Origin of the sequence: Microbacterium sp. ZW T6_19 (genome assembly GCF_044987465.1) — a bacterium.
GTDB classification, from domain to species: Bacteria; Actinomycetota; Actinomycetes; order Actinomycetales; family Microbacteriaceae; genus Microbacterium; species Microbacterium natoriense_A.
This window is the reverse complement of the sequence record NZ_JBJDRH010000004.1, coordinates 287990-314146: the sequence shown is the minus strand read 5'-3', so window position 1 is coordinate 314146 and position 26157 is coordinate 287990. Positions and strand designations below refer to the sequence as shown.

24 protein-coding genes are annotated in these 26157 nt (G+C 69.0%); 13 read left to right on the top strand and 11 right to left on the bottom strand.

Going from position 1 to position 26157, the window contains the following annotated elements; translation table 11 throughout:
* Positions 1 to 24: 24 nt before the first annotated feature.
* Positions 25 to 1590 carry a hypothetical protein gene (locus tag ACI3KT_RS08535; protein ID WP_307298068.1) on the bottom strand — a complete coding sequence of 522 codons (1566 nt, stop codon included), beginning with the start codon at positions 1588 to 1590 and terminating at the stop codon, positions 25 to 27.
* Complete coding sequence (locus ACI3KT_RS08530) at positions 1566 to 3359, bottom strand: ATP-binding cassette domain-containing protein (RefSeq protein ID WP_404903605.1); 1794 nt, start codon at positions 3357 to 3359, stop codon at positions 1566 to 1568. The genes ACI3KT_RS08535 and ACI3KT_RS08530 overlap by 25 nt, the downstream gene beginning before the upstream one ends.
* 252 nt (positions 3360 to 3611) lie before the next feature.
* Between ACI3KT_RS08530 and ACI3KT_RS08525 the strand changes: the two genes are divergently transcribed.
* From ACI3KT_RS08525 to ACI3KT_RS08505, 5 genes are all read left to right on the top strand, one after another.
* Positions 3612 to 4304 carry a phosphocholine cytidylyltransferase family protein gene (locus ACI3KT_RS08525; protein WP_307298070.1) on the top strand — a complete coding sequence of 231 codons (693 nt, stop codon included), beginning with the start codon at positions 3612 to 3614 and terminating at the stop codon, positions 4302 to 4304.
* 101 nt (positions 4305 to 4405) lie between these two features.
* Positions 4406 to 5338 carry a hypothetical protein gene (locus ACI3KT_RS08520; protein WP_404903603.1) on the top strand — a complete coding sequence of 311 codons (933 nt, stop codon included), beginning with the start codon at positions 4406 to 4408 and terminating at the stop codon, positions 5336 to 5338.
* 76 nt (positions 5339 to 5414) lie between these two features.
* Entirely contained in the window at positions 5415 to 5720 is a 306-nt protein-coding gene (locus tag ACI3KT_RS08515; RefSeq protein WP_404903602.1) for a hypothetical protein, read from the top strand.
* Between the two features lie 118 nt (positions 5721 to 5838).
* Positions 5839 to 7428, top strand: coding sequence for an acyl-CoA carboxylase subunit beta (locus ACI3KT_RS08510; RefSeq protein ID WP_373426296.1), 1590 nt, complete (start codon positions 5839 to 5841; stop codon positions 7426 to 7428).
* Positions 7425 to 7652 carry an acyl-CoA carboxylase subunit epsilon gene (locus tag ACI3KT_RS08505; RefSeq protein WP_292909219.1) on the top strand — a complete coding sequence of 76 codons (228 nt, stop codon included), beginning with the start codon at positions 7425 to 7427 and terminating at the stop codon, positions 7650 to 7652. Before ACI3KT_RS08510 ends, ACI3KT_RS08505 begins: the two co-directional genes overlap by 4 nt.
* Before the next feature lie 196 nt (positions 7653 to 7848).
* Here the strand turns inward: ACI3KT_RS08505 and ACI3KT_RS08500 are convergent, their stop codons facing one another.
* From ACI3KT_RS08500 to ACI3KT_RS08480, 5 genes are all read right to left on the bottom strand, one after another.
* Positions 7849 to 9048 (bottom strand): ROK family transcriptional regulator, encoded by a 1200-nt coding sequence (locus ACI3KT_RS08500; protein ID WP_404903703.1) that lies wholly within the window; start codon positions 9046 to 9048, stop codon positions 7849 to 7851.
* A 314-nt stretch (positions 9049 to 9362) separates the two neighbouring features.
* Positions 9363 to 10370, bottom strand: coding sequence for a hypothetical protein (locus ACI3KT_RS08495; protein WP_307298072.1), 1008 nt, complete (start codon positions 10368 to 10370; stop codon positions 9363 to 9365).
* A complete protein-coding gene (locus tag ACI3KT_RS08490) occupies positions 10367 to 11602 on the bottom strand; it encodes an ATP-binding protein (protein ID WP_404903601.1) in 1236 nt (411 codons plus the stop codon). Before ACI3KT_RS08490 ends, ACI3KT_RS08495 begins: the two co-directional genes overlap by 4 nt.
* Position 11603: 1 nt before the next feature.
* Positions 11604 to 12254: a response regulator transcription factor gene (locus ACI3KT_RS08485; RefSeq protein WP_307298077.1), complete on the bottom strand. Its 651-nt coding sequence runs from the start codon at positions 12252 to 12254 to the stop codon at positions 11604 to 11606.
* A gap of 41 nt (positions 12255 to 12295) precedes the next feature.
* Positions 12296 to 13543 (bottom strand): class I SAM-dependent RNA methyltransferase, encoded by a 1248-nt coding sequence (locus tag ACI3KT_RS08480; protein WP_404903599.1) that lies wholly within the window; start codon positions 13541 to 13543, stop codon positions 12296 to 12298.
* A 36-nt stretch (positions 13544 to 13579) separates the two neighbouring features.
* Between ACI3KT_RS08480 and ACI3KT_RS08475 the strand changes: the two genes are divergently transcribed.
* Both ACI3KT_RS08475 and ACI3KT_RS08470 read left to right on the top strand, forming a co-directional pair.
* Positions 13580 to 14218, top strand: a complete 639-nt coding sequence (locus ACI3KT_RS08475) for a nucleoside triphosphate pyrophosphatase (protein WP_307298080.1) — start codon at positions 13580 to 13582, stop codon at positions 14216 to 14218.
* A 77-nt stretch (positions 14219 to 14295) separates the two neighbouring features.
* Complete coding sequence (locus tag ACI3KT_RS08470) at positions 14296 to 16059, top strand: biotin carboxylase N-terminal domain-containing protein (protein ID WP_292909210.1); 1764 nt, start codon at positions 14296 to 14298, stop codon at positions 16057 to 16059.
* Between the two features lie 10 nt (positions 16060 to 16069).
* Here the strand turns inward: ACI3KT_RS08470 and ACI3KT_RS08465 are convergent, their stop codons facing one another.
* Genes ACI3KT_RS08465 through ACI3KT_RS08455 form a run of 3 tightly spaced genes read right to left on the bottom strand, consistent with a single transcriptional unit; the run spans position 16070 to position 18982 of the window.
* Positions 16070 to 16951: a hypothetical protein gene (locus ACI3KT_RS08465; protein WP_404903597.1), complete on the bottom strand. Its 882-nt coding sequence runs from the start codon at positions 16949 to 16951 to the stop codon at positions 16070 to 16072.
* Positions 16948 to 17529 carry a VanZ family protein gene (locus tag ACI3KT_RS08460; protein ID WP_404903596.1) on the bottom strand — a complete coding sequence of 194 codons (582 nt, stop codon included), beginning with the start codon at positions 17527 to 17529 and terminating at the stop codon, positions 16948 to 16950. Before ACI3KT_RS08460 ends, ACI3KT_RS08465 begins: the two co-directional genes overlap by 4 nt.
* A gap of 1 nt (position 17530) precedes the next feature.
* The gene (locus ACI3KT_RS08455) at positions 17531 to 18982 is read right to left on the bottom strand and encodes an NAD(P)H-quinone dehydrogenase (RefSeq protein ID WP_404903594.1); all 1452 of its coding nucleotides are present in this window, start codon (positions 18980 to 18982) and stop codon (positions 17531 to 17533) included.
* Between the two features lie 48 nt (positions 18983 to 19030).
* Between ACI3KT_RS08455 and ACI3KT_RS08450 the strand changes: the two genes are divergently transcribed.
* Genes ACI3KT_RS08450 through ACI3KT_RS08440 form a run of 3 tightly spaced genes read left to right on the top strand, consistent with a single transcriptional unit; the run spans position 19031 to position 21806 of the window.
* Positions 19031 to 19864, top strand: a complete 834-nt coding sequence (locus ACI3KT_RS08450; RefSeq protein WP_292909204.1) for a purine-nucleoside phosphorylase — start codon at positions 19031 to 19033, stop codon at positions 19862 to 19864.
* Positions 19861 to 21531 carry a phospho-sugar mutase gene (locus ACI3KT_RS08445; protein ID WP_404903592.1) on the top strand — a complete coding sequence of 557 codons (1671 nt, stop codon included), beginning with the start codon at positions 19861 to 19863 and terminating at the stop codon, positions 21529 to 21531. The genes ACI3KT_RS08450 and ACI3KT_RS08445 overlap by 4 nt, the downstream gene beginning before the upstream one ends.
* Before the next feature lie 11 nt (positions 21532 to 21542).
* A complete protein-coding gene (locus ACI3KT_RS08440; protein ID WP_404903591.1) occupies positions 21543 to 21806 on the top strand; it encodes an HPr family phosphocarrier protein in 264 nt (87 codons plus the stop codon).
* Here the strand turns inward: ACI3KT_RS08440 and ACI3KT_RS08435 are convergent, their stop codons facing one another.
* Complete coding sequence (locus ACI3KT_RS08435; protein WP_404903589.1) at positions 21807 to 23726, bottom strand: BglG family transcription antiterminator; 1920 nt, start codon at positions 23724 to 23726, stop codon at positions 21807 to 21809.
* 162 nt (positions 23727 to 23888) lie between these two features.
* On the opposite strand from ACI3KT_RS08435, the gene ACI3KT_RS08430 reads away from it, so the two are divergent.
* The 3 genes from ACI3KT_RS08430 to ptsP are packed head-to-tail and all read left to right on the top strand — an operon-like array spanning position 23889 to position 26148.
* A complete protein-coding gene (locus tag ACI3KT_RS08430) occupies positions 23889 to 24206 on the top strand; it encodes a PTS sugar transporter subunit IIB (RefSeq protein ID WP_404903587.1) in 318 nt (105 codons plus the stop codon).
* Complete coding sequence (locus ACI3KT_RS08425; RefSeq protein ID WP_292909196.1) at positions 24203 to 24481, top strand: HPr family phosphocarrier protein; 279 nt, start codon at positions 24203 to 24205, stop codon at positions 24479 to 24481. The genes ACI3KT_RS08430 and ACI3KT_RS08425 overlap by 4 nt, the downstream gene beginning before the upstream one ends.
* A complete protein-coding gene (gene ptsP, locus ACI3KT_RS08420) occupies positions 24481 to 26148 on the top strand; it encodes a phosphoenolpyruvate--protein phosphotransferase (protein WP_404903585.1) in 1668 nt (555 codons plus the stop codon). Before ACI3KT_RS08425 ends, ptsP begins: the two co-directional genes overlap by 1 nt.
* Positions 26149 to 26157: the final 9 nt, after the last annotated feature.

Genomic DNA, 26157 nt, shown 5'->3' with positions numbered 1-26157 from the left:
GTCAGCGCGTGCGCGGGCGGCGTCTCAGGCCGTCTCGACGAACTCCATCAGCCGCTCTCCGTCGCGCTCGAACACCTTTCCACCCAGAGCCGTCCCGATGAGAAGCGCGCCGATGCCCGTGCCGACCCCCGCCCACAGCGTCGCGGGTGCGTACTGCGAGCCCTCGACGATCGTGAGCACGAAGAGCCAGATGGTCGGGATGCTCAACACGATCGCGCCGAGGAAGGCGGATGCCGGGCCGAACGCACCACGGGACGTCGGCCGCTGCGGCTGCTGGAACGGGCTGTCCCCCGGACGCGAGACCGCATAAGGGGCCATCACCGAGACGACGCTGGAGATGCCGAGAGCGGAAAGCAGCAGACTCGCCGCCAGTCCGGTCAGTGGGAAGAGCAGTCGCCAGTCGGCGATCCACAGCAACGTCAGGGGCACGGCGATCGCGAGCACCGGGATCGCGACCAGCATCACAGGCACCAGCCGTCCCAAGCGGTCGGGGATGCCGCGCACGCCGCTGGCGATGTGCGTCCACAGTGCGGTCGAGTCGTAGGCGACGTCGTTGTGCGGGAGCCAGCCGAAGAACAGCGCCATCACGGGAACGGGCACCAGCGCGGCGATCTCGAGGGGAACCCCTGCGACGAGGAGCGGGAACACGCTGAGGACACCGGCCACAGGAACCACGACGATGTTCACGATGTAGCGGCGGTCGCGGAACCAGTACACGAGGCTGCGCGCGGCGATCGCGCCGAAGGCGTTGGAGGGAAGAAGGCCGAACCAGCCGAGTCCCGTGCGTTCACGTGACGCGAAGGGTCGCGCGGTCGTCGTGAGCAGGCGGCGCACGAGCCACGTCCAGGCGCCCCAGCAGAAGACTGCGGTCGCCACCGCGATGATTCCGCTCGCCCAGGCGCCTGCCGTGTCATCGAGGGCAACCGCGAACAGGAAGCCGGACGGCGCGGCGAAGGGTGTGAGCCCGACCGTGCCGGTCACGGACGCCACCGTCGCAGGGACGTGGCCGTCCCACCGCAGCGAGGCGAAGAAGACTGCCACGGGGAAGGCGATCACGATGACGGCGAGGGCGAAGAGCGAGGTGAGTTCGCGCGATCGGCGCTCCGGCAGCAGCAGGGCGTTGATCGCCATGCCGATCCTCGCTGCGAGCAGCGTGGTCACGACCCCGATGAACGTCATCGGCACCGCCGCGAACCATGGAGTGCCGAGCCGGATGGCCACCACGCACACGCACACGTTCACTGCGACGACGGCGAGACTCGGCACGCTGACGAAGGCGGCCAGAGCCAGAATCCACGGCATGCGTCGCTCATCGACGCCGAATACGGCGAATCTGCGCGGGTCGAGCTGATCGGCCGCCCCGACGAGGATCGGCCCGATGAGGAAGCCGAGCAGGATCGCCGCTCCCCCGAGCACGACCACCGTGCGTGCCACGGCCACAGGAGCCTGGTCGAGGCTGAGCACGGCGGCGCAGACGACGACTGTCAGGATCACGACGATCGCGAGCGCGCCGATCGTGCGAAGGCGGCGTTCGCCGCGCAGAGCGCCGATCAGCAGCGCCGCTCTCAGTCGGAGAACGTGTGCAGCCACTCGAGCCCCTCCACCTCACCGCTGGATCCTGCGAGCTCCACGAACCGCGATTCGAGAGTCTGTCCGGCTCTGACCTCATCGATCGTGCCTTCGGCGAGAACATCGCCTCCGACGATGATCGCGACGCGAGAGCACACCCTTTCGACCAGGTCCATGCCGTGGCTCGAGAGGATCACGGTTCCGCCATGAGCGACGTACGCCCGCAGGATGTCCAGGATCACGGCGGACGACACCGGGTCGACGGCTTCGAACGGCTCATCGAGCACGAGCACCCTCGGCGAGTGGATCATCGCTCCGGCGAGCATGATCTTCTTCGTCATGCCCGCCGAGTAGTCGGACACGACGCGGCTGAGCGCGTCGCCGAGGTCGAAGGCGCGCGCCAGGTCGGCGACGCGCTTCTCGATCACGTTCGCGGCCAGTCCGCGCAGCAGACCGTAGTAGTAGAGGAGCTGGCGCCCGGTGAGGCGGTCGAAGGTGCGCAGCCGGTCGGGCAGCACGCCCATCACGCGTTTGGCGGCGAGGGGCTGCGTCGACTGATCGATGCCGCAGATCACGATCTCGCCGGAGTCCGCGCGCAGCAGCCCGGCGACGATCGACAGCGTCGTCGTCTTGCCCGCACCGTTCGGACCCACGATCCCGTAGAACGAGCCGGCGGGGACCGTGAGGTCGATGCCGTTCACGGCGACGTGGTCGCCGAAGGTCTTGACCAGGCGGCGGATCCGGATGGCCTCCGACCCCGCATCCGCCGGAGGAACCGAAGGAGCGGATGCGTCGACGAACGGCTCCGCGGAATCCTCGATCACGCCTGCGGTGGTGGCCGTCTCCGATTCGGATGCCGCGGACAGGTCTGCGTCAGACGCCTCAGGCGCCTCGACGGGAGCTTCGGGCGCCGACGGGACGGACGCCTCAGCAGAGGCCCGGTCGATGCCGGGCTCTTCGAGAGGCGCTTCCTCGACGGGAGCCTCGGGCGCCGGCCCCGGCGCCTCGACGAGCGCTTCTTCGGCGGGCGCGTGCTCGACGAGACCTGTTTCTTCGACGGCGGTCTCCTCGACGACAGGCTCTTCCACGACGGCCTCCTCCGCTTGGGACCCCTCCTCGACGGATTCTTCCACGGGGTGGTCGCGGTGCGGAACATCCGCGGCTTGAGAGATCTCCCCTGCGTCGGACGGCTTCGCCTCGGCCGAGAGCTCGACCGCCTCCGCGTCATTCACGACCGCGGCTTCTTCCGCCGCCTTCGCGGCCGCGGCCTTCTTCGCCGCCGCGGTCTTGGCCGCCGTGACCGCAGCCGCCGTCTTCGCCGTGTTGCGCTTTGCAGCGGCGGTGCGCGCCGTGGACTTCGCGGCGGCCGCGCGCTCGGCTGCGGTCTTGGCCGCAGCGGTCTTCGTCGCGGCGGAGGTCGCGGGACGCCTCGCAGCGGACTTCGTGGGCTCTGAACCCGCCTTCGCCGCCGCCGTGCCTGCGCTCGTGCGCGCCGGCTTCGCGGAGGTCCGCGCGGTGGAGTTCTTCGCCGCGGCCGCACGAGCAGCGGCCGCGGTCGGCTTCTTCTCGGCGCCGTTCTTCCGGGCGCCGTCGTTCGCGCCGGCATCAGCCTTCGCCGCCCGCTCCGACACCTCTTCGAGGGACGCCGTCGCGTTCTGCGCAGCCGTTCGAGCCGGCGCGCGCTTCGCCGGCGGTTTGCGGGCCGGCGTCTTCCTGGCCGGCGTCTTCTTCGCAGGCGTGCTCGCGGCGTCAGCCACCTCGGGGGTGCGGTCGTCGGGGGAAGCAGTCACCGTCCGAGGGTATCAACCGAGCCCGACGATGCTCGGCTCGACTCAGCTTTTCCCCTGCTGATGTCCGCGTGTAACCTGAGGATCGGCGGGCACGCTCCGAATCTGAGTGTTCCGTGTGTACTCGGTCACGAAATGGCAACAGGGCCTTCCAGCCCCTGGGGTTCCCAGGGTCGATGGCTACCATGAAATCGGCACGACGAAGTGTCTGGTCGGTGAACCGACCGTGAACACACTCTTCCTTTAGGAGCTCTCGTGACTCTTCAGACCGTCATCCTCGCAGCCGGAATGGGCTCGCGCCTGGGCCGTGCACTGCCGAAGCCGCTCACCGAGCTCAGCGACGGACGCACGATCATGCGCCAGCAGCACGACAACATCCGCGCCGCATTCGGCACCGATGCGCGCATCACCACGGTCGTGGGCTACCGCGCGGAGACCATCATCGAGGCCTTCCCTCACGTCAACTACGTGCACAACGAGCGCTACGACGAGACCAACACCTCGAAGAGCCTGCTGCGCGCCCTCGGCGCGACCGGCAAGTCCGGCGTGCTGTGGATGAACGGCGACGTGGTCTTCGACCCGATGATCCTCGGCCGCGCGGCCGCCTACATCGAGCGCGACCAGTCGTTCGTCACCGTCAACACCTCGAAGGTCAGCGACGAAGAGGTGAAGTACACGGTCACCGCCGAGGGCTTCATCAATGAGCTGTCCAAGACCGTCAAGGGCGGCCTCGGCGAGGCCGTGGGCATCAACTACATCTCGTCGGCGCACAAGAAGGCCTTCATGCGCCAGCTGCAGCGCGTCGAGGACCAGGACTACTTCGAGCGAGGCCTCGAGCTCGCGATCGCCGAGGACGGCATCCTGCTCGAGCCGATGGACGTGTCCGACCTGTACGCCGTCGAGGTCGACTTCGCCGAGGACCTCGAGCGGGCGAACCTCTTCGTCTGACTTCTCACGACGGGCCCCTGAGTCTGTCGAAGAATGCCCGGTCTCCGCAAGGGGGTCGGGCATTCGGCGTTTTCGCGGCGTGCGTCTCTAGGATCGAACGCATGGGGAACAAGGTGCACAAGATCCACTCCCTGCCCGACGGATCGCCGTGGGACAAGGGAGTGCCGCCCGTGGGATCGACCGAGCATCCGCTCATGGTCCGCGGACTCGACCGCGTGCTGTCGATCCAGCGTCCGATCGTGCTCGCGCACATCCGCAGCATCCGCCTTCGGCATCCACGGGCCACACCCGAGGAGATCATCCGCATTCTCGAGAAGCGATACCTCACGGCCGTGACCACGGGCGGCGCCGCCGTCGGCGCCACCGCCGTGATCCCCGGAATCGGCACGGGCGTGACGCTGGCGCTGTCGGGTGTCGAGACCGTCGGCTTCGTCGAATCGACCGCGCTGTTCGCGCAGTCCATCGCGGAGGTGCACGGCATCGCCGTCGCCAACCCGGATCGCGCGAGGGCCCTGGTGATGACGCTCATGCTCGGCAAGGAGGGTGTGGCGCTCGTGGGCCAGCTGGCAGGTCAGGCGACCGGTCGCGGTGGAACGCGCTCGTCGTACTGGGGCGAACTGGTGACGAAGTCGCTCCCCCGCGCCGCTGTCGGGCCGATGGTCGATCGGCTCAAGAGCATGTTCCTGAAGCAGTTCGCCACCAGGGGCGGAGCGTCGTTCATCGGCAAGGCCATGCCTTTCGGGGTCGGAGCCGTGATCGGCGGAACCGGCAATCACATTCTCGGGCGGCGGGTGCTCACGACCTCCCACCGTGCATTCGGAACCCCTCCAACGACCCTGCCTGCAGAGCTCGAGCCCGTCGACGGCGCCGAGAAGCTCGAACTCCGGATGCTGCACGGCGCCCAGTACGTCGGGAACGCGGTCGCAGGGGCCGCGGGCACGGCGGCGCGCGGGGTGACCTGGGCCGGGCGGAAGGCTCTGTCCGTGGGACGTCGCACGAACGTGGACTCGTCCTCCACCTCCCCGCAGGAATAGCGAGTTCCCCACAGAAGGCGTGACGGGCACTCGCTCCCGCCTTCTCCCGTCGGATGCCGCTCTTAGCGTGGCGCCCATGTTGAGACCAGTCGATCCCTCAGACGTCCCGCCGCCCGTCGCCTACCGGGTGCCCTGGCACGTGTCGCGCGAAGACTCGGCGCATCCGGTCGTGATCAACCAGAGCTCCGAGGCCGCGGACTTCGTGCGCGTCTTCCGCGGCGACCGCGGCGGGAACGAGACGACCCAGCTATGGGGCCAGGTGCTGCCTGCGGAGCGCATGGAACTCTGCCTGTGCTCCGCCGACCTCGACGAGGTGGTCGTGACCCTCGCCTGGTTCCGGCAGAGCGACGGGCTGGAGTACGTGTGGCGATTCGTCGTGTGAGCCGACAGGCTTCTCTTGACGCACGACAGACGATGCGTGGCCGAGCGCCAAAGGATCACGGGTCGCGTTGTGGCGAGCATCCAACGGTCCGCGCGACCCCCGCGCTAGGGTGGAATCCGTGACGGAACAGCCCGAACTCTTGACCACCGCCGGCCGCATCGCAGATCTTCGTGCCCGCTACGACGAAGCCGTCGTCGACGCAGAGAAGATCGCGAAGGAGAAGCAGCACGCGAAGGGCAAGATGACTGCCCGAGAGCGCATCGAGCTCCTCGTCGACCCCGGGAGCTTCGTCGAGTTCGACGAGTACGTTCGTCACCGCACGACCGCGTTCGGAATGGACCGCAACCGTCCTTACGGCGACTCAGTGGTCACGGGCATCGGCACGATCCACGGCCGCACCGTCGCCGTCTACTCTCAGGACTTCACCACCTTCGGCGGATCGCTCGGCGAGGTCTCCGGCGACAAGATCATCAAGATCATGGAGTTCGCGCTCACCAGCGGCGTGCCGATCATCGGCATCCTCGACTCGGGCGGCGCCCGGATCCAGGAGGGCGTCCTCGCGCTCAGCAAATACGGCGAGATCTTCCGCCTCAACACCCGCTCCTCGGGCGTCATCCCGCAGATCTCCATCATCATGGGCCCTGCAGCCGGCGGTGCGGTCTACGGACCTGCCCTGACCGACTTCGTGATCATGGTCGACAAGACCAGCCAGATGTTCGTGACCGGCCCGGACGTGATCAAGACCGTCACAGGCGAAGACGTGGGCATGGAGGAGCTGGGCGGTGCGCTCACGCACAACACCCGCTCCGGTGTCGCGCACTACCTCGCCGAAGACGAGGACGACGCGATCGACTACGCGCGCACGCTGCTCAGCTTCCTGCCCGACAACAACATGGCCGAGATCCCGAGCTACGAGAGCGGCTTCGAGTGGGAGACGACGGATGCCGATCGCACTCTGAACACGATCATCCCCGATTCCGCCAACCAGCCCTACGACATCCACACCGTCATCGAGCACGTCGTCGACGCCGGTGATTTCATCGAGGTGCAGCCGCTGTTCGCGCCGAACATCGTGATCGGCTTCGGTCGTGTCGAGGGCCGCTCTGTGGGAATCATCGCCAACCAGCCGTCGCAGATGGCGGGCACGCTGAACATCGAAGCCGGCGAGAAGGCGAGCCGTTTCGTGCGGTTCTGCGATGCGTTCTCCGTCCCGATCGTGACCCTGGTCGACGTGCCGGGATACCTTCCTGGCACCGATCAGGAGTGGACCGGCGTGATCCGCCGCGGCGCCAAGCTCATCTACGCGTACGCCGAGGCCACCGTGCCGCTGGTCACCGTGATCCTCCGGAAGGCTTACGGCGGCGCCTACATCGTTATGGGCTCGAAGCAACTCGGTGCCGATGTGAACCTCGCGTGGCCGACGGCCGAGATCGCTGTCATGGGCGGCCAGGGCGCCGTGAACATCCTGTACCGCGGTGAGATCAAGAAGGCCGAAGAGGCGGGTGAAGACGTCGCCGCGGTGCGCACGCGACTTGCGAACGAGTACACCTACAGCGTCACTAGCCCGTTCCTCGCGGCTGAACGCGGCGAGATCGACGGCATCATCGAACCTGCCAACACGCGGGTCTCGATCGCGAAGGCTCTGCGGGCACTGCGCGGAAAGCGGGCAGAGCTGCCCCCCAAGAAGCACGGGAACATTCCGCTGTGATCACCGAGCGTCCGGAACACCAGCCGCCGACGATCGAGATCCTGCGCGGCACGGCCACAGAAGAAGAGCTGGCGGCCCTCATCGCCGTGGTCAGCAACGCTTATGCGCAGGAGGAAGCGGGCGCCGTCGCCGTCGAGCGGCAGACCTCTGCCTGGCAGCGCACGCAGCGGCCTCTGCGCAGGCCCCTCCGCCGTGACATCCCGTGGGGCCGTTTCGCGGGCTGACCCGAGACGAGAGTCTGCCGATCACGAGAGCCTGCGGATCCGTGAGCCCCCCAGCTCACGGATCACGCAGACGGACTGTGCCGAAATCCGATGCGGGATTCAGATGCCGCGCATCGCCCCAGATCGGCGTACGACCAATACTACATCGATTAGAGATATTGTTTCAAGCGCGCTCTCTTCGCTCTCTTCGCCGGGCTCAGTCCTCGAGATACAGGTCGGACGCCCGAGGGGTCAGCACGGCGTCGAGCACCACGCACGCCGCGCCGACTGCGCCGACATCGTCGCCGACCACGGTTCCCTCTACCGGCAGTTGTCGTACTGCACGGGTCGCGCTGCGGCGGTCGAGAGCGGGCGGGATCTCTTCGAGGTAGACGGATGCCAGACGAGACCAGAACGGCCCTCCGAGCACGACGCGGTCGACATCGAACGCGTTCGTGAGCACCGAGATGAGCACGGACAGGTGCGCCGCCGCCCGGCGCAGCACCTGGAGAGCCTGCAGATCTCCGGCAGACGCTCGGGCGCACAACTGCGTGAACCGCACCTCCACCGCCTCGACATCATTGCCTTCGCGGTCGTCGGGGAAGACGCCTGCGCTCTCCGCCTGCTCGACGATCGCCTGGGGAGTGCACACCACGTCGACGCACCCGCGCAGCCCGCACGCGCACAGCGGCCCGTCCGGATCGACGACGATGTGCCCGATCTCCCCGAAGTTCCGGGAGCTGCCCCGCTCGGCCTCACCACCGCGCACCAAGGAGGCCCCGATGCCGGTTCCCAGGTAGACGAAGAGGAAGGAATCGTCGGCAGGACCGTTGCCGGTCCACAACTCGCCGACGGCCGCGGCGGTCGTGTCCTTCTCCAGTGCGACGGCGAACCCGGTCGCCTCGGCGAGGACGGCGCGGAGCGGGACGCGATGCCATCCGTGCAGCTTGGGCGGGTCGATCACGGTGCCTCGCGCGGCATCGAGCGGGCCGGGTGCGGCGACGCCGACGCCCGCGACCGCCTCTCGATCGATGCCGGCGTCAGCGATCATCGCCTCGATCGCCTGCGCCATGACGTCGACGATGCGGCGGGGGTCCTTCGCCGGCGTGCGCACGACGCGGCGCCGGACTACGGCACCCGAAAGGTCGAGCAGGACGAGCGTGATCACCGCCGGATCGAGGTGAACACCGATCGAGAACCGGCTGTCCGCCACCAGTCGAAGAATCACACGCGGCTTGCCGGGGCCGTTGATGGCCCTGCCCGCCTCGGCGATCAGTCCGTCGTCCAGGAGGCGCCGCGTGATGTTCGTGACGGTCTGAGCGGAGAGCCCGGTGGCCGCCGCCAGCTCGATCCGGCTCACGCCCTCGACCGATCTGCGGATCGCCTCGAGGATCACCGCCTGGTTGAAGTCGCCCATGCGGGGAAGATTGGTGCCGCGACGCATGCCCATCGTCCTATCCTCCCCCATTCCCCCTCAGACTATTGGCCAGAATTTGTCCCCCAAAATACCTACAGACAAGCCTTGTCAGAAGAGTGAGACTTAGTAAGACGCTTCGCGTTCGGCTGGTCTCTCTGTCCCAGGGTAGACAGACGGTGATCGGCCACCAGCGGACAGTTTTCGGGTAACTGGGCCGCAACGGCGAGGGGCGGGCGGCTTCGCCGCCCCTCGCCCACTCCTACTGACCTCGGTTCTGACTTCCTCCCCCGATCAGAACCGAGGCGGGCGAGGGATCAGGAGTTCGCGTCCCTCAGAATCTCGTGCCAGAGATCCACCGCATCGTCGTCGCTCGATGATCCGGCGCTCGCGCGACCCACCACTGTCACCGCGACGCGGTCGTCTCGCGCGGCGCGGATGATGACGCGGTCAGCGTGAGCGTCCGCCAGGACACCGGCGAGTTCATCGCGGATCTCGGCTCGCCGGCCCTCCTCGATCTCGTCGAGGCCGCCCTCGTCGAACACCGTGACGGCGACGCCGCGTCGGCGCGCATCGGCGATCGCATCGCGCACGGCGTCGTTCAGAAGACTCGCCCCCCGCAGCTCATCTCGCAGCCGTCCTTCCGCCAGGCGCGCCTCGAGCCGCTCATCCTCGTCGAGGGCTCCGTGCGAGGCGACGACGCGGCTGAGCACGGGGCCAGCGACGGCCAGCGCGAACTGCGTGCGCAGGCGACGCTCGCGCTGTCGCACCTGTTGGGTCGCATGCCAGGCGGACACTGCCTGCTGGATGTCGGCGAGCCGCTCGGTGTCACGGATGGCCCGATCCCAGAACATCACGAGAAGCCATGCGACCGCCACCCACATGATCGAGCCGACGAGGCCCAGCGACAGCGCGCTGAGGATCCCGAGATGGATCCAGCATGTGGCGATCAGAGCGGTCAGGCTCAACGTCGCGATCAGAAGGCGCCGACGCACGACGAGGACCACGCCCAGCAGCCCGATCGCGCCGATGTACCAGGTCGCGAACGGCGCCGTGCGATGCGCGACTGCGAGAGAGTGCGTCGCGAGGCTCGGGATGACGACGCTGGAGACTCCTGCGAGGATCGCGACCCACAAAGGCATCCGAACGGACACGGCGGAATCCCACAGGATCGCCATGTTGACCGTCACCAGATAGAGCACCACTGCGAGCAGCATCAGCAGCGGCGCGTCGGGCTGCTCGATCCACCACACTCCGCGGGCCGCGAAGTACATCGCGAATCCGATGCTGAGCAGGGTCGCGACGCTGCGCACCGTGCGGTTCACGAGAGCTCCCAGCCGAGGGTCACGACGGTTCCCGACTCGTCCGAGTCGATCCGCGCGGTGCCGGCGACGCCTGCCATGCGAGCGAAGATAGATGCGCGGATGCCGAGGCGATCCGCGCCGATCTCCTCGAGGACGAACCCGGGACCGCGGTCACTGATCACGACGGAGATGCCGTCGTCGCCGTGTCCTTCGACGACGATGTGCAGGCCGCGGCCGCCGGCGTGGGCGACCGAGTTCCCCAGCCCCTGCCTCGCCGCGAGCACGAGAGCGCGGGCGACTCGGCCCGGCATCATTCCCATGACGCCTCGTTCTTCGACGATGGCATCGGCGCCGAGCTCCGACAGCGCCCGTCTCAGCTCCACGACGATCTGCACGGCCGCAACCGGCTCGTCGCTGCCCTCCTCCGCCACGGCGGCCTCGGTGTTGGCGAGGCGCGTGAGAGCCTCGCGCGCCATCGCCACCGCGAGATCACGAGCACGCTCGCTCTCGGCGCGTTCGCCCGCGATGAGGGCGGCCAGCACGCTGTCGTGCATCAGGGCCGACATGGTGATGCGCTCCTCCTCCGCCGCTGCCGCCGCGGCGGCCGCGGCATACGACGAGACGGCGCGCCCGCGCACGTCGTCGACGCCGGCAGCCACCGACCGGAACATCCATCCCAGCGAGATGATCACGAGGCCGAGGATCAGCGTGAACGAGACGTCGAACGCCGTCGTGATCCAGAATGCGCTCGAGAATTCGCCCTGCACCAGACGCACGTAACCGTAGACGAAGGGCATCCCGGCGGCCCAGACGAACTGCAGCCAGAGCGGGAAGGCGAGCATCGCCGCGACGACTCCGACGTTGACGAGGAAGAAGATCCACGGCTGCTGCGTCGCGTCGTTGTGCAGCGGATCCACGACGCTCGGCCATGCAGCGAGCGCGACGGCGTAGGCGATCGCGAAGAGGCCGGCCGTCACGCGGACGCCCCGCCCGATCACGCACGCGAGCAGCATCGACACCAGCGGGACGAAGACGACGAGCAGCATGCCGATGTGTACCGAGTCGGCCCGCGACAACGTCGTGAGCGCCGAGATCAGCGCTTGCGCGCCCAGCACCGCTGAGCCGATCGCGACGACGGTCGCGAGGATCCGCTCCATGCGCTTGCCGGTGAACCGCTCGAAACCGGTCTCGACGCTCCCGGGCGACGGGATCTTGCTCCACGCGTCACGGATGCTGACCGGCTCGGCGGTCACGCTAGGCTCCGTCGGGCGCGTAGATGCCGTCTTCCATGGCCCGGCGCATCAGATCGACCTTGGTCGACGCCGGCCGGCCGACGCCGACGTACTTCACCCGGATGCGGGAGATGTTCTCCTTGGCTGTGGAGTAGGCGACGCCGAGTCGTTCCGCGACGGCCTTGAGCGGAAGACCGGTGGCGTACAGGCGCAGCACCTCCCTTTCGCGGGTGGAGAGCTGGGCGTCGGCGAAGTCCCGATCACCGTCGACAGCGCTGGCCCATTCGACGTTGTTGAGCGCCTCCCCCTGGGCGACGGTGCGGATCGCATCGAGCACATCGTCGAGGGCCGAGGACTTGCTGACGACCCCGGCGGCTCCCGCGACCAGGGCCTCGCGGACGGCTGCGGGGCGGTCGGCGACGCTGTGGATGACGACGCTCGCCCCATCGGCGACGATCGACGCGACGTTCTCGGTGACCGTGGTGCCGTCTCCGAGTGTGAGATCGAGCACGACGACGTCGGCAGGCGCCTGACCGGATGCCTTGCGCCAGAGGAGATACGACGCGACGGTGCTGCCGGAGAACACCACCGTCTGCTCGCCGTCGCGCGCGCACGCGGCCTCAAGCCCGAGGCGGACGGACTCGTGATCATCGATGAGGGCGACCCTGCTCATCCCCACAGCCTAGTGAGTTCGTCCAGATGCTTGATCTTCGGTCATCGGGTCAGCAGCGCGACGACCTCGAAGTGGTGCGAGTGCGGGAAGAGGTCGAAGGCGCGCATGCGCGGCACCTGCCAGCCGAGCGCGCGGAAGGTTCCGAGGTCCCGCGCCAGCGCCACGGGATCGCAGGCCACGTACGCGATGGCCTCGGGCGACATCGCGTGCAGTGCCTCGACGACCGCTCGCCCCGCACCCGAACGCGGCGGGTCGAGCACGATGGCACCGGCGCCGGTGCGCGGCGCGCCCGCGAGGAACCTGTCCACACGGGCTGTCGCCGCAGTCACCGCGAGCGGCGCGAGGTTCGCCCTCGCGTGCTCGGTCGCCCTCGCGCTCGACTCGACGGTCACGATGTCCTTGGCTCCGAGGTCGGCGAGAGTCGCAGCGAACAGTCCCACGCCGCCATACAGGTCGTAGTGGGTCGCCGACTCATCGACGTGATCTTCGAGCAGCCCGTACACGGCGGCGTCGAGGACGGATGCCGCGCGCGGATGCACCTGCCAGAAGCCGTCGGCGTCGACCTGGAACCGCCGGTCCCCGACCTGCTCATGAACCGTCTCGTGCGCGCGGCGCGGCGGGTGCCCGCGCCCGTGACGGCGTTCGACGTCCTTCCGACGGACGGCATCTTCCCGGCGGATGACGCGTACGCGGCCATCGGCCGGCTCGACGAGTTCGATGCGCCCCGGCTTGCCGCCGGTCAATCCGGCGGCGGCTTCGGCGATCGCAGGGCGAGCCAGAGGGTGCGCGCCGACCTCGATCACCCGGTGGCTGCGGGCGGCGAACGGGCCCACTCGCCCCTCGTCGTCGACGTGCAGCGTGACCCGGGTGCGCCAGCCCGTGCCATCCGTCGAGTCCACCGGCTCGATCTCCGGAGCCTCCACCCCTTCGCCGGCGAACCGGTCGAGCGCTTCCGAGAGCACCTGTCGCTTGAGAATGCGCTGGTGGGCGAGGTCGATGTGGCCGAGGTCGGCGCCACCAGGACGATCGGCGGGCGCGCGCGCGATATCGGCCTCCGCCCAGACGTGAGGCCGGCGGTGCTCGGACGCTTCCAGCACCTCGACGGTCTCCGCGCGCCAGAAGCTCTTCGAATCGTCGGTCGAGGACGCATCCAGACGAGCACGAACGCGCTCTCCGGGAATCGCATCGGAGACGAACACCACTCGTCCCTCGTGGCGGGCGATGAAGGTGCCGCCGTGCGCGATGCCGGTTATGTCCAGATCGAGCGTCCGGGATGAGGAGGAGGTCATCCCTCCAGGATACGGCGGGCCGCTACGGTGGTGAGCATGCGCGTGTGCCTCGCCTCCACCTCCCCCGCTCGTCTGATGCTGCTGCGTCAAGCCGGCATAGAACCGCTGACGCTCTCGCCCGAGGTCGATGAGGACGCGGTTGCCGCCGCTGCGGCGGCGCAGCGAGGGGCGGAGCTGGCTCCGGACGAACTCGTCCTGCTGCTCGCCCGCTCGAAGGCGCGAGACGTCGCCGAGCGCCTCGCGGCGTCGGGCGACTTCGACGGCATCGTGATCGGCGGCGACTCGATGTTCGAGATCGGCGGGCGCGTCTACGGCAAGCCCTACACGGCGGAAGAGGCGACCCGGCGCTGGCGGGAGATGCGCGGAGCCACCGGCATCCTGCACTCCGGTCATTCCGTCCACCGGGTCTCACCTGGTGAAGCGCCCATCGAGCGGACAGCCGTGGCTGCGGCATCCGTCACCTTCGCCGACGACATCACCGACGCCGAGATCTCGGCGTACGTCGCATCCGGTGAACCGCTGCACGTCGCCGGCGCCTTCACGGTAGACAGCCTGGGCGGTGCCTTCATCACCCGTGTCGACGGCGACCCCTCCACCGTCGTCGGCATGTCGTTGTCGACCGTCCGCCGACTCGCCGCCGAGCTGGACGTGACCTGGACCGACCTGTGGTCGTAGGCTCCCGACACGTTTCCCGATGTTTCTTGTGGAGAGTCGTCAAATAGATCGGGAGCGTTCTCGATAGGCTGACACTCATGCCCATCGAGAAGGTTCTTATCGCCAACCGGGGCGAGATCGCCGTCCGCATCATCCGCGCCGCCCGTGATTCGGGCATCGCCTCGGTCGCCGTCTACGCCGACCAGGACAGGGATGCGATGCACGCCCGCCTCGCCGACGAGGCCTACGCCCTGGGCGGTACGACCAGCGCCGAGACCTACCTGCAGATCGAGAAGATCCTGTCGGTGGCACGTCGCGCCGGGGCGGATGCCGTGCACCCCGGTTACGGCTTCCTCGCGGAGAACGCCGAATTCGCCCGCGCCGTGATCGGCGCCGGCATGACGTGGATCGGCCCATCGCCCGAGGCCATCGAGGCGCTGGGCGACAAGGTGACCGCGCGTCACGTCGCCGAGAAGGTGGGGGCTCCTCTCGCCCCCGGCACGCCCGGGCCCGTGAACGGGGCGGACGAGGTCATCGCCTTCGCGAAGGAGCACGGCCTGCCCATCGCGATCAAGGCGGCATACGGCGGCGGCGGACGCGGCCTCAAGGTCGCCCGCGAGCTCGACGAGGTCGCCGAGCTCTTCGAATCGGCGACGCGCGAAGCGGTGACCGCCTTCGGGCGCGGCGAATGCTTCGTGGAGAAGTACCTCGACAAGCCGCGCCACGTCGAGACCCAGTGCCTCGCCGACGCCGAGGGCAACGTCGTCGTCATCTCCACGCGCGACTGCTCCCTGCAGCGGCGCCACCAGAAGCTCGTCGAAGAGGCCCCTGCGCCCTTCCTCACCGAGGAGCAGAACCGCCAGCTGTACGAGGCGTCGAAGGCCATCCTGAAAGAGGTCGGCTACGTCGGCGCCGGCACGTGCGAGTTCCTCATCGGCGCGGATGGCACCGTGTCGTTCCTCGAGGTGAACACCCGTCTGCAGGTCGAGCATCCGGTGTCGGAAGAGGTCACCGGCATCGACCTCGTGCGCGAGCAGTTCCGCATCGCCGCCGGCGGAGTCATCGACTACGCCGACCCGGAGCCCCAGGGGCACTCGATCGAGTTCCGCATCAACGGCGAAGACCCGGGTCGCGGATTCCTCCCCCAGCCGGGTCCTATCCACGTCTTCAAGACCTTCGGGGGCCCCGGCATCCGTCTCGACTCCGGCGTCACGGCCGGCGACTCGGTCTCGGGCGCGTTCGACTCGTTGCTCGCGAAGATCATCGTGACCGGCAAGGACCGTGCCGAGGCGCTGGAGCGCTCCCGCCGGGCGCTCGACGAGTTCGAGGTGTCGGGCATGCCGACCGTGCTGCCGTTCCACCGCAAGGTCGTGCGAGACCCGGCATTCACGGCAGAGAACGGCGAGTTCGGCATCTTCACGCGCTGGATCGAGACCGAGTTCGTGAACGACATCCCCGCGTGGGACGGCGAGCTGGAATCACCTGCTGAGGCCGCGGGGCGCCACACGGTGGTCGTCGAGGTCGGCGGCAAGCGGCTCGAGGTCAGCCTGCCCGACCGCGTGGCCGCATCGGTCAGCGCCGCGGGCCGCCCGGCCGCCGTGCCGCCGTCGCGCCGCAGCCACGCCACCACAGTGGGCGCCGGCGCATCCGGTGATGCGGTGAAGTCGCCCATGCAGGCCACCGTCGTGAAGATCGCGGTCGAAGACGGCCAGCAGGTCGTCAAGGGAGATCTCGTCGTCGTGCTCGAGGCCATGAAGATGGAGCAGCCGCTGCAGGCGCACAAGGACGGCGTCGTCGGCAACATCAGCGCGGATGCGGGAACCACCGTGTCAGCGGGACATCAGCTGCTCACCATCAGCTGACGCTCGGGCCTCACGCGGTCGGGGCGGAAGCACACCATTCGTCCAACAGCAGCTGCCCCGACGGCGTGCCGAGAATCGCCCGTGAGCTCGGCGAACGGTGGAAGCCGTGCAGCGCGGACCACGCCACCTGCGGGTGCATCTGAAGCATCGCCGCTGCAACCGTGACAGTGGCGGGGGCCTGCGCGCTGCCCGTCCCGATCGCGCGTTCCGGGTCGAGGCGGAGCCGGATCAGCGGAGCCCGGTCCACGCCGCGTCGGGGTTCGGTCACCTCGGCCTCAACACGGCGGATCACCGCCCACGGCACATGCAGGGTCTCCCCCACACGGACTAGAAAGACCCCGTCAGAGCCGATGGCCAACCCGACCGGGCGTCGACCGAACGCATTGAACCGATACCGGGCAACGGTCCCTCGCGTCGCCGCATAGGCGAACAGCGCGGCGAGCAATCCGAGCACCGCCGCACCGAGGAAGGCCTGAGGCCGCCCGGCCGCCCCCATCTGCACGGCCACGGCCGTCGCCGCGGTCAGCACCATCGCCCACACGGCCGACAGCAGGAGGGCGGCAGCGCCGGCAAGCCGTTCGGGGACGAAATGCACCCGGACATCGGTCGTCGACGTTCTTCCCCCGGCCAACCTCGCCGTGTCGACCAGCTGCATGCGCCCCCGGCCGAAGGGTCTGCGAGCCGCGACGACCAACGCCGTGAGACCGAAAAGTGCGAGGACCGCACCGGACCACAACGGTCCTGCGTCGCCTCCGGAGAAGCTGACCATCGCAGCCGCGATCGCGAACAATGCGATGCCGACCCAGAGCATTCCCACGTTTCGCCCTGGTCGCCGCTCACCCCAGTTCGCTGGCCACGCCTGCATCGGCGGTACGACGTCAGGGGCGGTCATTGCACGGCTCCTGCACGACCTGACGCGCGTGCCGAAGGAACTAGCGAACTGCGCTCGGCGATACGGCGCAGACCCCGGTGGCAGGTGAGCAGCAGGAACAGCCCGTAGCCGATCAGTGCGCCCACGGTGTTCGCGATCAGGTCGTCGATGTCGGCCACGCGTCGAAGCCCGACGGCGAGATCGGCGACGAACTGCCCGATCTCGATGACGAGGCTCGCGAGCAGTCCACGCAGCAGCACCTGCCAGACCGAGGTGATCTTCCGCACCAGCGGCATCAGAAACCCGAGCGGAGCGAAGAGCAGCGCGTTGAGGAGCAGGCCCGAGGGGTCGTCGAGGAGATCGGCGAACGGCACGAGGTTGATCCAGACCGACCACTCGGGCGGGTCGCTCTCGGGCGCCAGCGGGATGGGGAACAGGGTATGTCCGACAAGGCCTGCCGTGTACACGCACCCGACGATCACCACGATGGCGCGCGGCAGCGTCAGCTCGGTCCGGCGATGCAGTCGCACGAGCAGCACGACGATCGCGATGACGGCGAGGGGCGCGAGAACCGGCAGCGCGGGAAGATACGGCCTCATCTCAGCTGACGATGTTCACCTTGTGCATCGCTCGGGAGGCGTCGGTGATGCTCGACGACAGCGACGGGTATGCGGCGAACACACGAGACACCTGATCGACGGTCAGCCGACGCTCGACGGCGACCGCGATCGGGTAGATCAGCTCGGAAGCCTTCGGCGCCACGATCACGCCGCCGATCACCGTGCCGGAGCCCTTGCGGGCGATCAGCTTCACGAACCCGTCCTTGATGCCCATCATCTTCGCGCGGGGGTTCGCCGCCAGCGGGAGCTTGTAGACGAGACCGTCGGCGATGCCGTCTTCCACGTCCTGCTCGCTGAAGCCGACCGTCGCGATCTCGGGAGCCGTGAAGATGTTCGAGGTGATCTTGCGCAGCTCGAGCGGGATCACGATGTCGCCCAGCGCGTGGAAGACGGCCGTGCGCCCCTGCATGGACGCGACGGACGCCAGCGGGAAGAAGTTCGTGCAGTCGCCGACCGCATAGATGTTCGGCACCGAGGTCCTGGCGACCTTGTTGACGCGGATGTGCCCCGACTCGGTGAGTTCGACGCCTGCATCCTGAAGACCGATGTCCGCCGTGTTCGGGATCGATCCGACTGCCATCAGACAGTGCGAGCCGTCGACGGTCGTGCCGTCGGACAGGGTCGCGGTGACGCCGTCCTTCGTGACCTCGACCTTGTCGGCGCGCGACTTCGAGAGCACCTGCATGCCGCCGCGCTTGAATACCTTCTCCAGCACCCGGGCAGCATCCTGGTCGGAGCCCGGCAGCACCTGCTCGCGGCTGGAGATCAGCGTGACCTTGGCGCCGAGGTTCATGTAGGCGGAGGCGAACTCGGCGCCGGTGACGCCGGAGCCGACGACGATCAGGTGCTCGGGCAGCGCCTTCATGTCGTACAGCTGGGTCCAGGTCAGGATGCGCTTGCCGTCGGGCTTGGCAGAATCGAGTTCGCGCGGCGACGCTCCGACGGCGACGACGATGGTGTCGGCCTCGATGCGGTCGAAGTCGGTGCCGTCGACGCCGGTCGACACGACGATCGCGTTGGTCCCCTCGAGGCGCCCGTGTCCGGGCAGAACTCGCACTCCGGCTTCGAGCAGGGCGGCGCGCATGTCTTCGGACTGCTGACCGGCCAGAGCGATCAGCCGCTTGTTCACCGCTGCGAGGTTGATCGCGATCTCGGGCTTGAGCGGCTTGCCGTTCTCCCCCTTGGCATAGAACTGCACTCCCAGGTCGCTGGCCTCGGCGATCGCGACAGCCGCGTCGGCCGTGGCGATCAGGCTCTTCGAAGGCACCACATCGGTGAGAACCGCAGAACCGCCGATGCCGACGCGCTCGACCAGCGTCACCTCTGCCCCGAGCTGCGCGGCCGCGAGGGCCGCTTCGTAACCGCCGGGACCGCCGCCGAGGACGGCGACGCGCTGTGTGCGCTCAAAAGGGGTGAAAGACATGCCTTCCATTCTTCCGCAATCCTGGCGGGTGAGCCGTCACGTTCATAGAGTGGACCCATGCCCGAAACGCACAGCAACCCTCTCGATGACCCGTCCGCGAACCCGTTCGAGGTCGCCGCCGCCGCAGCGGCCGATATCGCACGGCTCTCCGGCGTCGAGAAGCACGACATCGCCCTCACCCTCGGCAGCGGCTGGGGCAAGGCGGCAGACATCATCGGCGAGACCGTCGCGACCATCCCGGCCACCGACGTCACCGGTTTCTCCAAACCGGCCCTCGAAGGACACGTCGGCACGCTCCGCAGCATCCGCACCCCTGACGGCAAGCACGTGCTCGTGATCGGCGCCCGCACCCACTACTACGAAGATCACGGCGTCCGCCGCGTCGTGCACTCGGTCCGCACCGCGGCCGCCACCGGCGCCTCGATCATGGTCCTCACCAACGGGGCCGGCGGCATCCGCGAGACCTGGAAGCCCGGCCAGCCGGTGCTGATCAGCGACCACATCAACCTCACCGCCGACTCTCCGCTCGAGGGCGCGACGTTCATCGACCTGACGGATCTGTACTCGAAGCGCCTGCGCGACGTCGCGCGCACGATCGATCCCACGCTCGACGAAGGCGTCTACACGCAGTTCCGCGGTCCGCACTACGAGACACCCGCAGAAGTGCAGATGGCGAAGGCCATCGGCGGCCACATCGTCGGCATGTCGACCGCGCTGGAAGCGATCGCGGCACGAGAGGCCGGTATGGAGATCCTCGGCTTCTCTCTCATCACCAACCTCGCGGCCGGCATCCAGCAGACCCCGCTCAGCCACGCCGAGGTCATCGAAGCCGGACAGCTCGCCGAACCGGTGATCACGAAGCTGCTCGCCCGCGTCATCGAGGCGCTGTGAGCGACGCGCTTCTCGCCACCGCCCGCGCCTGGCTGCGACAGGATCCCGATCACCAGACCCGCGACGAGCTGGCCGGACTCATCACGAGGGTCGCCGCGGGCGACGACGCGGCGACGGCCGACCTCTCCGACCGTTTCGGCGCGCGTCTCGCCTTCGGCACAGCGGGCCTGCGCGGAGAACTCGGAGCGGGGAGCAACCGGATGAACCGGGTGCTGGTGTCGCAGGCCGCTGCCGGCTTCGCCGCCTACTTGCGTGAGAAGGCCGACGGCCGCACCCCCACCGTCGTCATCGGCTACGACGGCCGACGCAACTCCCGCGTGTTCGCGATCGACTCTGCTGAGCTGTTCGCGGGTGCGGGCCTGCGGGCCATCCTCCTCCCCCGTCTGCTGCCGACGCCGGTGCTCGCCTTCGCGGTGCGCCATCTGGGCGCCGACGCCGGAGTCATGGTCACGGCCAGCCACAACCCGCCGAACGACAACGGCTACAAGGTCTATCTGGGCGGCGCCGACGACGGTTCGCAGATCGTCGCTCCGGCGGATGCTGAGATCGCCGCGCACATCCAGCGGGTGGCAGATGCCGGCGACATCACGGTTCTGCCGCGTTCGACGGCGTACGAGACGGCGGGTGACGACGTCGTCGAGGCCTATGTCTCGGCCACCGCAGCCGTCGCTCCTGCCCCGGAAGCTGCGGGCGGACTCCGCTGGGTCTACACCGCGATGCACGGGGTCGGATGGGAGACGTTCTCTCGGATCGTGAGCGCCGCGGGCTATCCCCAGCCTCTCGTGGTGGACGAACAGCTCAACCCCGACGCGACGTTCCGCACCGTGTCGTTCCCGAACCCCGAAGAACCCGGCGCCATGGACCTCGCGTTCGCGAGAGCCCGCCGAGTGCAGGCCGATTTCATCCTCGCCAACGATCCCGACGCCGATCGGCTCGCCGTCGCCGTCCCCGACAAGAGCGTCGAGGGCGGCTGGCGACGACTGACCGGCAACGAGGTGGGCCTGCTGCTGGGCGCGCGAGCCGCACGCGCCGCCGAGGGAACGCCCGGCGCGTCCCTGGCATGCTCGCTCGTGTCCTCCCCCGGCCTCGGCGCGATCGCCGCACACCACGGTCTCGACTTCCACGAGACCCTGACCGGCTTCAAATGGATCTCACGCGCACCGGGCATGGTGTTCGGCTTCGAAGAGGCTCTCGGGTACCTCGTGAACCCCGGCACCGTACGAGACAAGGACGGCATCTCCGCCGCCGTCGCGATCCTCGGCCTTGCTGCCGAGGCCCGCGAGCGGGGTGTCGGACTCACCGACCTGCTCGCCGAACTCGGCGAGGTCTACGGCCATTTCGCGAGCGGTCAGGTCTCGATCCGCGTCGATGATCTGTCGATCATCGGCCGGGTCATGCTGTCGTTGCGCACGCTGCCCCCCGCGCACATCGGCACGCACGCGGTCGTCTCGGCGGAAGACCTCCTCCACGCCCCCGCGAGCGTGCCGTCCGGTGACGTGCTGCGCTACCGCTTGGCGGACGGATCCCGGGTGATCGTGCGGCCGAGCGGCACCGAACCCAAGCTGAAGGTCTACATCGACGCGAAGGCCGACTCCGCCCAAGGCGCGACGCAGACCGTCGCCGACCTCGAAGCAGGCGTGCGCGCGCTGCTCGAGGAGCGCTCCTGAGCGAGGCGGGCATGGCGACGCGGCGGGTCCGGATCACCGCTCTCAACGGAGGTCACGCGCGACCCGTCGCGGAACTCGTCCGCCTCGCGATGTGCCACGACGGACCGGTCGTCGTACGCAAGGAGACTGGTGCGGAGGCTGATCTCCGCAGTGTGCTCGCCGTGATGATGCTCGACCTCGCCGAGGGCGACGTGGTGACGCTGGAGACGGTGGATGCTCCGGCATCCGCCTCACTGCTCGATGAGCTCGCGGCCGTGCTCGACCCGAAGGGCTGATCAGCCGTCGATCACGGCGACGAGTTCGTCGAGGAACGCCTCGAAGGTCGTTCCACGGCGCACGATGCGCTGCACGCTGTCGCGTTCGCTGAACACCTCGACGAGCTGCTCGAACACCGTCTGGAACGCGGCCCGGTCGCTCTCGCTGAACGCGGCGAGAGCGACCACCTGCACGCGTCCATCGCCCCACCCGACCGATCCCTCGGCCACGCCGATCGCAATCGCGGTGCGAGTGGCGGTCATCTGGAGGGCGTGCGGCACGGCGAGGGCGTCGGTGAAGGCGGTGGACGACATCCGCTCGCGCACGGTCGTGTTCTCGACGTAGTCCTCGCCGATCAGTCCGCGCCGCACGAGCAGGTCGCCGAGGCGGCGGATGATGCTCTCTTCGCCCTCGTCAGGCAGCGGATGAAGGAAGGCCTCGGCGTCGAAATACCGCGACAGCTCGGCGCGGAGGCGATTCAGGCGGCGGGCCCTGCGCAGTCGCGCGGCCGCCTGCTGCACCCGCTCCGCGTCGGTCTCGGAGAAGAACGGATGGATCCGCACGACGCGGTCGGAGTCATCCGCAGGCTCGATCGTGGAGAGCACGAGATCGGTGTCGAAAGATGACCAGTCGGGGTCGACGCTCGTCACGACGCTCGTGACCTCGATGGCCGATCCGAGTGAACGGTCGACGCTCGAACGAAGCAGTTCGTGCAGTTCGTAGTACCCCGGGCAGACGATCGTCGCGGTGAGGATCGACGCGGCAGCGCGGCTGCGCTCGATACGGCCGCCCACGTGCATAGCGATGTAGGCGATCTCGTCATCGTGGATCGGCGAGCCGAGCCTGTCGTGCAGTCCGCTGGCGATCGACACCGCGACCTCGAAGATCATCGGGTAGGTCGACTTGAGCGACCGCGTCAGCGGGTTCCGCGACAGTGCCCGGCTCTCTGCACGGCGCAGCAGGTTCTGGATGTGCAGCGACAACCGCAGCACGAAGGAGTCGTCGACCAGATCGAGCCGGTACTCCGCGGCCGCCCGTTCGAGTTCGGCCCGCACCGCCGCTTCCACGCGCGGCTCCACCCCGCTGCGTGCCGCGTCTCTCGTGGTGGAGTCGCCGGGGGCGACCACGCGGGTGAGCACCAGCGAGGCGAGGTGGGCGACGTCCCCGTCGCCCAGCCGCACGCCGAAATGATCGCCGGCGAGACGGGAGATCACGGCGCCCACCTGCGGGATCTCCTCCCGAGCGGGAGCGTCGGCCTCCGACAGCGCGTGCCCCGCGGCGACCCGATCGGCCGCGATCGCGATGTGCAGCAGTACGTCGGAGATCGCCAGCTCGTTGACGTAGTAGCCGAGTCCGCTCAGCTCCTCGACGAGTGCCTTCTTGAACGGCGCCACCGCCGTGGTATCCACCGCGTCGCCGACCAACGCGGTGCGGAACGTCTCAGGATGGAACGACGCCGTCACCGACTCGTCGTGCGCCAGGCGGCTGATCAGACGGCGGCGGGCTTCCTCCGAACCGCTCAGACGCACCTGCTCGCGATCCCGCCCCAGTACGAGACCGGTGCCCTCGAGCACGGCGCGAACGCGCGTGAGATCGGCCTCCAGCGTGGCCTCGCTCACGTGCAGGCGCGCGGCGGCGTCGTACACGTCGATGCCCACGGCGTCGTCGAGCAGCATCCGCACGACAGCGTGCAGGCGGTGGCGCGGCGTGCTCTCGCCCGATCGCGTCCGCAGCGCATCGCGGGCCGACGGGCCCGTCCGATAGCCGGCCGGACCGGACTCCACTGCGTCGCCTGCGGGAACGCGGGCGTTCAGCGACACCACGTACGAGCGGATGCTGCGCGGCGTCACCCCGAGCAGATCGGCCAGGCTCGACGCCGTCACCCACGCATCCTCACGCAGCAGAGCGGCGAGGAGCTGATCCTGGCGCTGACGCGACATGTGCCTCCCACTCTCCGCGCGGGCGACGCCTGTGTCCCGCGTCTCCATGATGTCAGGATCCGCGGCGGCGGGGGCGGAAGGCGAGATTCCGCAGGGGCGGAAATGTTCCTGTTGGCGATCCGGCTCCCTGGCTCCCAGACTGTTCTCAGGAAGGCGGAATCGATGAAGATCCTGGTTATCTGCGGCGCGGGCGCGTCGAGCACGTTCGTCGCCCAGCGGCTGCGCCGTGCGGCTGAGGCCGCAGGACTCGACTGGGACACGGCCGCCGGCACCGTCCAATCGGTCACCGAATCCACCGCCGACCTCATCCTCGTCGGCCCCCATCTGAAGGAGCGCGCCGTGGATCTGCGCGAGGTCCTTCCCATGCCGATCGTCGTGCTCCCCGACGACATCTTCGACGACCGCGACGGACGGCGCACGCTCGCGCTCTCCCGTGCCGTCCTCGCCGACCCCCGCACCACATCGGAAGGAAGATCATGACCGTCACACGCACCGTCCGTATCGGTTCGTCGCACGGGCTCCACGCCCGCCCTGCGAAGCTGTTCGCCCAGGCCGCGAAGGACTCCGGCATTCCCGTGACCATCGCGAAGGATGCGGGTTCGCCCGTCAACGCGGCGAGCATCCTCGGCGTCATCGGCCTCGCGATCGAGTTCGGCGACTACGTGACGATCACGGCCGACGGCGAGGGCGCAGACGCGGTGCTCGACACCCTCACCGAGCTGCTCACCACCGACCACGATGCGGAGAGCGCCTGATGAGCGAGCTGCGTGGAGTGGGAATCGGCCTCGGCATCGCCCAGGGGCCGGTGATCCGGATGACGGAGGCGCTGGCCGCGCCCGAGCAGACGTCGAGCACGATCGGGGCGGATGCCGAGCGCGCGCGTGCGCGCGCATCGATCGCCGCCGTCGCCGCTGAACTGACCGCCCGCGGAGAGCTCGCAGGCGGAGCCGCCCAGGAGGTGCTCGAGGCCCAGGCGATGATCGCCGAGGACCCGACCCTGCAGGACGAGGTCGACAGCCGCGTCGACGCCGGAAGCACCGCTGAGTGGGCCGTGCACGACGCGTTCGCCGGTTTCCGCGCCACGCTCGAGGCTGTCGGCGGATACCTCGGCGAGCGCGCGGCCGACCTCGACGACATCGCTCAGCGCGTGCTCGCGCACCTGCGCGGCGTGGCGGCGCCCGGCGTCCCCGACCCCGGCCACCCTTTCGTGCTGGTCGCCCGGGATCTCGCCCCCGCCGACACCGCTCTGCTGAAGCTCGATCAGGTGCTCGCGCTCGTGACCACCGATGGCGGTCCGACCTCGCACACCGCGATCCTCGCGCGTGAGAAGGGCATCGTCGCGATCGTCGGCGCCGCAGACGCGGCGGGCCTCCGCGACGGCGAGACGGTCATCGTCGACGCGTCCACCGGCGTGGTGGTCACCGATCCGTCGGCCGAGGAGCTCGAGCGCGCGGCGCAGCGCGCCGCAGACCGGCTCTCCGCCGTGGCGGCTCCGCTCACCCCCGGAGCTCTGGCCGACGGCACCGCTGTGCCGCTTCTGGCCAACCTGGGCAAGCCGGCCGACGCGACGGATGCCGTCGCCCGAGGCGCGGAGGGCGTCGGTCTGTTCCGCACCGAGTTCCTGTTCCTGTCATCCGCGCAGGCGCCGACGGTCGAGCAGCAGCGCGAGTCGTACCGCGAGCTGCTCGCAGCCTTCCCCGGCAAGAAGGTGGTCGTGCGCATGCTCGACGCCGGCGCAGACAAGCCTCTGGCCTTCCTCAACGACGCGCACGAGGAGAACCCGGCGCTCGGCCTTCGCGGACTCCGCGCGCTCCGCGCCAGCGAGGACATCCTGCGCGAGCAGCTCACGGCTCTCGCCGAAGCGGATGCCGCGACCGAAGCCGATCTGTGGGTCATGGCGCCGATGGTGGCCACGGTCGAGGAGACGAAGTACTTCACGTCCCTCGCCCGTGAGTACGGCCTGAAGACCCCCGGCGTCATGGTCGAGGTCCCCGCCGCGGCGCTCCTGGCCGACCGCGTGCTCGCGCACGCGGACTTCGCCTCGATCGGCACGAACGACCTCACGCAGTACACGATGGCGGCGGACCGCATGCTCGGCTCTGTCGCCGACTTCCAGGATCCGTGGCACCCCGCGGTGCTGCGCCTGGTGCGAGAGGTGGGCGCCGCAGGCGCCCGGCTCGGCAAGCCCGTCGGCATCTGCGGAGAGGCTGCGGCCGACCCGCTGCTGGCCGTGGTGCTGGTCGGCCTCGGCGCGACCAGCCTCTCGATGGCGCCCGCGGCCCTCGCCGACGTGCGCCAGATGCTTCTCGGCCGCACTCTCGACGAGGCCAGGCAGCTCGCCGACGCCGCACTCGACGCAGACGACGCAGCATCCGCTCGACGCGCCGTGGCACAGCTCACGGCGTCCCTTCCTCAGCACTGAATCCCCTCA